This is a genomic window from Magnetococcales bacterium, assembly GCA_015231925.1.
In the GTDB taxonomy this organism is placed as follows: domain Bacteria; phylum Pseudomonadota; class Magnetococcia; order Magnetococcales; family JADGAQ01; genus JADGAQ01.
In genome coordinates this window covers 1-6,262 of sequence record JADGAQ010000222.1, presented here as the reverse complement: position 1 = coordinate 6,262, position 6,262 = coordinate 1, and the positions used below count along the sequence as shown (strand labels likewise).

General features: G+C 62.9%; 6 protein-coding genes and 1 tRNA gene. 5 read left to right on the top strand and 2 right to left on the bottom strand.

The genetic code is table 11. The features are described 5' to 3' along the window. Nucleotides 1–146: 146 nt before the first annotated feature. Complete coding sequence (gene asnB, locus HQL56_17480; GenBank protein ID MBF0311310.1) at nt 147–1,997, bottom strand: asparagine synthase (glutamine-hydrolyzing); 1,851 nt, start codon at nt 1,995–1,997, stop codon at nt 147–149. 193 nt (nt 1,998–2,190) lie between these two features. Between asnB and HQL56_17475 the strand changes: the two genes are divergently transcribed. From HQL56_17475 to HQL56_17460, 4 genes are all read left to right on the top strand, one after another. Next, a tRNA-Gly gene (locus tag HQL56_17475) sits at nt 2,191–2,264 on the top strand. 61 nt (nt 2,265–2,325) lie between these two features. Further along, on the top strand, nt 2,326–3,006 hold the full coding sequence (locus tag HQL56_17470) for an ATP-binding cassette domain-containing protein (GenBank protein MBF0311309.1): 681 nt from the start codon (nt 2,326–2,328) through the stop codon (nt 3,004–3,006). 281 nt (nt 3,007–3,287) lie between these two features. Then, nucleotides 3,288–3,443, top strand: coding sequence for a hypothetical protein (locus HQL56_17465; protein MBF0311308.1), 156 nt, complete (start codon nt 3,288–3,290; stop codon nt 3,441–3,443). A 211-nt stretch (nt 3,444–3,654) separates the two neighbouring features. Further along, on the top strand, nt 3,655–3,915 hold the full coding sequence (locus HQL56_17460) for a hypothetical protein (protein MBF0311307.1): 261 nt from the start codon (nt 3,655–3,657) through the stop codon (nt 3,913–3,915). A gap of 99 nt (nt 3,916–4,014) precedes the next feature. Here HQL56_17460 and HQL56_17455 read toward each other — a convergent pair whose 3' ends face one another. Further along, entirely contained in the window at nt 4,015–4,779 is a 765-nt protein-coding gene (locus HQL56_17455) for an ankyrin repeat domain-containing protein (protein MBF0311306.1), read from the bottom strand. A gap of 456 nt (nt 4,780–5,235) precedes the next feature. On the opposite strand from HQL56_17455, the gene HQL56_17450 reads away from it, so the two are divergent. Continuing rightward, nucleotides 5,236–6,009, top strand: a complete 774-nt coding sequence (locus tag HQL56_17450) for a class I SAM-dependent methyltransferase (GenBank protein ID MBF0311305.1) — start codon at nt 5,236–5,238, stop codon at nt 6,007–6,009. Nucleotides 6,010–6,262 lie beyond the last annotated feature (253 nt).

Here is a 6,262-nt window from a genome sequence, read left to right as displayed (position 1 = left end):
CTCCGCCCCGAACCCCGCCGGGGGGGATAATCCCCCCCGGACCCCCGTATTTTTCCCGACCACCCCTCGGGGCCGCCCCCCCCATGACCGAAAAGACCACGACACCCAACCGCTCAGGATGGGCGGAACTTCCGAACCGGGGCAAACTATACCCCGATACGGCTCTCCGTCGCCCAGCGGGCCAGGGTATACAAGGCGAGGAGCGGTCGGGTCAGATCCTTCTGCCGGGAGCGGTGCTGCCACACCAGCCGTTCGACCTCCTTCGGCTCGAAAAGCACCCCCACGGGGGAGTTGCGCAGGGTTTGCGGCAGCATCTCCCCAAGCGGTCCGCGAAACCAGCAGGCGACCGGGGTTTCGAAGCCCCGCTTCCGGCCCGTTACCACCGGTTCGGGCAGACGTTGATCGGCCAGTTGCCGCAACAGCCGCTTGGTGCGCCAGCCGCGAATTTTGCAGTCGTCGGGCAGAGAGAGGGCGAAACACACCAGATCCGGGTCGAGGAAAGGCACCCGGGCTTCGATGGAGGCGGCCATGCTGGTGCGATCCACCAGGGTGAGGTAATCGTCGGCAAGCATGGTATTGATATCGGCCCAGGCGGCCCGGGCCAGGGGCTCTTGCCAGGGGGAGGCGTTCATGGCCTCGCCGACGGGATTGTCCGCCGGCGGCAGAGAGGGGGCCAGACGATGCAGCTCCGGCGCGGAAAACAGCCGCACGGCTGCGGCATGGCGTTCGTCGGGGGGCAGCAGGGTTCCTTCCAGGAAAACGCGCCCGCGATGCACCCAGCCGCGTCCTCCCTCGCCGACCGGCAGGGTTTGCAGCAGCGGATGCAGCCAGGGGGCGCACCAGGCGGCCAAGGCCAGGGGCCAGGGAGGCCGGGTGGCGAAATAGCGGTCGTATCCGCCGAAGAGTTCATCGCCCCCGGAGCCGTTCAGGACCACCTTCACATGCCGGGCGGCCATGCGGCTGACCAGAAAGTTGGCGGGAACGCTGGTATTGGCAAAGGGTTCGCCGAAAGCGGCGATGCACTGGTCCAGCTCCTCGGGTTGGGGCGCGGGCAGGATTTCGACATGGTGCGCGGCGCCGAGATGCGCGGCGGTCAGTCGGGCCAACGGCGTTTCGTCGAAATCGGCGTTGTCGAATCCGACGCTGTAAGCCGTCATCGGCGGGGCGTTTCCCTGACGGGAGGCCCACAGCAGCAGACCGCTGTCGATGCCGCCGCTCAGGAAGATGCCGACGGGAACATCGCTGATCTTCTGACGCTGCACCGCCTGGCGCAGCAGGGTGTCCACCCGTTCCACCCGATCAGCCGGCAGGCTCTCCGGCTCGGGGTGCCAATAGCGTTGCGCCGACAGCGGACCCGGATGGTCGAGATCGATCCACCCCTGGGTGGCCGGTGGCATCTTGCGGATCTGCTGCACCAGTGTTTGGGGGGAGGCCACATATTTCCAGGTCAGAAAACGGCTCAAGGCGGCGCTGTCGAGGCGAGGTTGGTCGAGCAGGGCCTGCAGGGGTGCCGGTTCGGAACAGAAGGCGAACTCTCCCTGATGGTGATACCAGTAAAGCGGTTTGACCCCCAGGTGATCCCGTGCCAGCCAGAGGCCTCTGCGCTCCAGATCGAGCAGGGCGAAGGCGAACATGCCGTTGAGCCGGTCCAGCACGGCTTCACCCCAGACTTCGTAACCGTGGAGGATGGTCTCCCCGTCTCCCCGGGTGAGGAAACGGCATCCCTGCTGCTGCAGGGTGGTGCGCAATTCCTGGAAATTGTAGATTTCGCCATTGAAAAAGAGTACCCGGTTGCCGTCGGCGCTGATCAGGGGCTGCCGGGCTCCGGCGATGTCGATGATGCTCAGGCGCCGCATGCCCAGGGCCAGTCCGGGCCGCAGAAAGCGGCCTTCGTCATCGGGGCCGCGGTGGTGAATGGCCCGCAGCAATCGGGAGAGGCGGTCGTCGAGAGGTGTTTCCGTTGCCCCCGGAGCAATGAGGCCCGCAATGCCGCACATAGGATCTCCGTGGCGCGAGGGAGGGAAGGAGAGGGGATGATACCATCAGGGGCGTGATGCATGCCAAGAGGGTAATACGGGGTCCGGGGCGGATAATCCCCTCCGGAGCCCCGCATCATTATCGTCCCGCCATATCGGAGAGGGCAATTGACAGAACCGCACCGGCTTTCTAAAATAGCCTCTTTCGCCATCTGCGGGTGTCGTCTAATGGTAGGGCCTAAGCTTCCCAAGCTTAAGACGGGAGTTCGATTCTCCTCACCCGCTCCAGATCGCAACATCGAAGCCGCGTTTTCGTCAACGCGGCTTTTTTTATGGGGAGAGCGATAACGTGGCCGCGACCGGTACCGCGCTTCTGGAACTGCGCAAGGTCTCCTTTGCCGCCTCCGACGGGGTGTTGCGCCTGTCCGACCTCGATTTGACCCTGCATCAAGGGGAACGGGTGGCCATCCTGGGAGGGGAGGGGGTCGGCAAGAGCCTGCTGATGCGGGTCATGGCCGGATTGCATCCCCTGGCGCGGGGCGAAATCCGGCTGGAGGGGAAACGCCTGGAAGAGTGGCCCGTGGCAGAGCGCGCCGCCCGGCTGGGCGTACTCTTCGACGAGGCGGGCCGACGCTTCCTCGCCTCCCGCGTCGAGGAGGAGATCTCTCTGGCGGCGGCGGCCCGGGGCCTTGCCGCCGAGGCGCTGCAACAGCGCCTGATCGGGGCGTTGCATACCGCCGGATTGCCCCTCACCTGTCTGCAACGCCCCGTCATGGAATTGTCTTCCGCCTTCCAGGCCCGTGTGGCCCTGGCCGGCGTGCTGATGGCACGGCCTGCCCTGTTGCTGGCCGACGAGCCCGGAGCCCGCCTCGATACCGCGGGCGAGGAGGCCTGGGCCCGGAATCTTGCCGCGTTGTCCGCCGAAAGCGGCCTGGCCCTGCTGATCTTCACCAGCCGTGAGGAGCGGGCCCGGCGCTTTGCCGCGCACCTGGTCCATCCCGCCTGGTTGAGGACGCAAGACGCCCTTTGACCCCCGTCCGTCAGGATCTCGCCGCCATCGTCACCACCCCGACGCTTTCCCTTTCGACTCCTGTCCCGTCGAAGCCCGCCAGCCCGCCATAAAAGCCAAAACAATAAAGCGTAAAATGTTGGCCCGTATCTTGAATGTTAAATTGCCAACACCATCAACTCCGGCGGATAGGGAGGTCTGCCATGTCAATTCTGACGCACTGCCATAATCAAAAGGAATGGTTGGGAAGTTCGCGATCGATCTTTTGGGATCAACGGCGTTCTTTCAAGTGGTGGGGGTGGATGGTAGAAACCCTGCTGGCGGGAGCCGTGGCCATGGTGGTGGCTGCCGCTCTGGATATCCGGATCGGCCCCGATTTTCTGGGCAGCTTCCGTCAGCTGGGTTCTTTTTCGTTTGTGGATTTGATTGACAAGGTTGTTTCCTCTCTTCTGATCTGATCCGATTGCCAAGGAAGGCACCAAGACTTGCCGTTGGGCACATACCCTGCCGGGAAACCGGCAGGGTTTTTTTTGTTTGTTATCAACGGATTGCCAATGTTCTGCCGATGATTTTCCCCTCCCGCCCGTAAAACGACTTCACCTTCCTCGCAATCGATCCGATACAATCAGTAAGGAAACCACCAAGACCTCTTCATGGAGGAGGGGTAAGATGGAAAACATTGCAACAGTTCCGGGAGTCAAACCAAAAAGCCAGGTTGTGGAACAGAGCTTCCGCAACGGGAATGCCGCGGCAGGACGAGCCAATGGCGGCTACCCAGTAGTGCGTGACATCGTTTCGCTGTCGGTGCAACAGCAGGCCGTCGGGCGAGCGATACGCGATCTGGCGGATCAAACCTTGAACCACCTGTTCCATATGGCGGAAACCTCGCCCAAGAACAAGGGGGAGGGACAGGTGGACCGTTTGGTTTGACGTCGAAAATCAAACACTGACGCAGGACATTGACTCCGGCGTTGTCGAACGAGAGCCCCTCGGTTGACAACGCCGGAGCTGTTTTGGGGGGTGGTCGGTTCAGCGGGCGTGTTTGTTGAAGAGTTTGATCAGGGACTGATGTCCGTGCTGCAGGGCATAGTCCCGAGGCGTGCGCCCTTCGGTGTCCGGGAAGTGCATGTCGGCGCCGCGTCCCAGCAACATCTCCGCCATGGCCAGATTGCCCCGCACGGCGGCCCAGTGCAGGGCGCTGCGCCCGGCGATGTTGCAGGCGTTGATCTCCGCGCCGTGGGCGATCAGAAGCTGGGCAATCTCCATGTGGCCGTAGAAGCAGGCGCAGTGCAGGGGGGGGCCCCCCTCCCGGTTCAGGGCGTTGACGGAGGCCCCCTTTTTCAACAACAGTTCCACAATGCCGAAAAGACCTTCCTGAACGGCTTCGTAGAGGGGTGTTTCGCCGCTGGTGTTGACGGCCTCGATATCGGCGCCCCGTTCCAGCAGCAGCACGACAATGGCCTGATGACCCCAGACCGCCGCCCAATGCAAGGGGGTCTCCCCTTCATGATCGGCTATCTGAATATCGGCCCCGTGATCCAGCAGGGTGCGCACCACCTCTTTCTGACCCCGGGCCGCCGCCCAGTGCAGGGCGCTCCACCGGTAACGATCCTGGGCGTCCACCAGCGCCCCCCGTTCCAGCAGCAACCGCACGATGGAGGCGAAGCCCTCCTTGGCCGCTTCGTGCAAGGCGGTCCACCCCCCGGAATTGAGCGCATGAATGTCGGCACCCTGATGCAGCAGGAAGCGGACCCGATCCACATCACCCCGCTTGGCCGCCTGATGCAACATCATGTCGTTTCCTCCTGCCAAGGATATAACCACTTCCGCCAGCGGAACAGCATTCGGAGAGCAGAACATTTTTTCAACATTTACAATGTAGTCCGCTCCATTCGCCGAGTCAATGGGGAGATGCCCTTTCGCCGGAATCCACCGTTGTCCATGGCCTCGCCAAGGGGGAGTTGCTACAGTTTCCAGGAGGGGTGAGGCGGCGTAACGATTCACCCCCTCACCTGTCCAGCCCCCGGCGGGCAATCGGGTCATTCCAACGCCGATCAAGAAGACGAATGGTGCTGGAATGACCGAGCCTGAAAGGATAGGGGATAAAGATTGGGGGATAGAGGAAACGTCCCAGGGCGCTGCCCTGGACCCGTCGGGGATGATCCCCCCGAACCCCCGTATACCCGGACGGATGCGAAACGAGGATTTTTCCATGCCGTGCCGGGTGGGTGTTGTCTTCGCGAGGCGTTCATGCTGGAATACGTGACCATGCGTTTGATACGCAAGTTTCTGGTTCCCCATGCCTTGTTGCGTCGGCTGCGACGGGGGGTGCCGGGCTATTTTCAACCCACTTTGGCCCAGTTCGAACCCGAAGCCCGGCTGGATGCCTTCTGGGACCATTTTGCGGAACAGGGCGTGTCCACCCGTGATTGCACCTTCCTGGAGCTGGGTTCCGGGGCCGGCAACGGCCTTGGATATGCCCTGGTGGCGCGCGGCGCGGGACGTTGTTTCTGCTTCGAGCCTTACGAGCCGTTTCGCCCGGAGCGGGACCAGCTTCTGCGACAGCGCGTGGGAGAGGAAACGGCCTGCCGGGTGCGGCGCGTCACCCGTCTGGAGGAGGTGCCGCCGCGCAGCGTGGAGCGGGTGGTCAGCACCAGTGTTCTGGAACATGTGCGGGATTTCCCCGCCCTGCTGACGGCGTTGGAACCGTTGCTCGCACCGGAGGCGATCATGCTGCACGTGGTCGATTATCGCGACCACTTTTTCAAATACCCGCTGCATTTTCTGCAATTTTCCGATGCCGTCTGGCAGCGTTTCCTGGATCCGGGCAACATGCCCAGGCCGCGCATACGCGATCATCTGGAGGGGTTCGCGGCCCATGGTTTCCAGGTGGAGATTTTGAAAAAGGTGGTGGATCGGGAAGCCTTCGCCCCGTTGCGACACCGGGTTCATCCCCGGTTCGCGAGGTATTCGGAGGAGGATCTGGCCACGACCTGGGCGTGGTTGTGGGTGACGCGCGCCTGAGCGGTTCAGGAACCCCACCCTTTTTCCCCCCTCCGATTCGTGGGCAATGCGCTGGCCTTTGGAGTCGATCAAAAGGCCGATCGACTCCAAAGGCCAGCCAAGGCGGGCTCGCTTTTTGGCCATCCTTTTTGGCAACGCCGAAAAGGATGGCCGTGAGCGTGGCGAGCCTGAAAGGATAGACCCTGCACGGTGCGGCACGATCATGTCAACGGCGAAAGGAAAAGTCCCAGGGGTGCCCCCTGGACCCCATGGG

Bases quoted from the DNA above. Each gene is read 5' to 3' on its own strand.
- asnB (MBF0311310.1), bottom strand. From the start codon at position 1,997: ATGTGCGGCATTGCGGGCCTCATTGCTCCGGGGGCAACGGAAACACCT.
- HQL56_17455 (MBF0311306.1), bottom strand. From the start codon at position 4,779: ATGATGTTGCATCAGGCGGCCAAGCGGGGTGATGTGGATCGGGTCCGC.
- HQL56_17465 (MBF0311308.1), top strand. From the start codon at position 3,288: ATGGTAGAAACCCTGCTGGCGGGAGCCGTGGCCATGGTGGTGGCTGCC.
- HQL56_17450 (MBF0311305.1), top strand. From the start codon at position 5,236: ATGCTGGAATACGTGACCATGCGTTTGATACGCAAGTTTCTGGTTCCC.
- HQL56_17460 (MBF0311307.1), top strand. From the start codon at position 3,655: ATGGAAAACATTGCAACAGTTCCGGGAGTCAAACCAAAAAGCCAGGTT.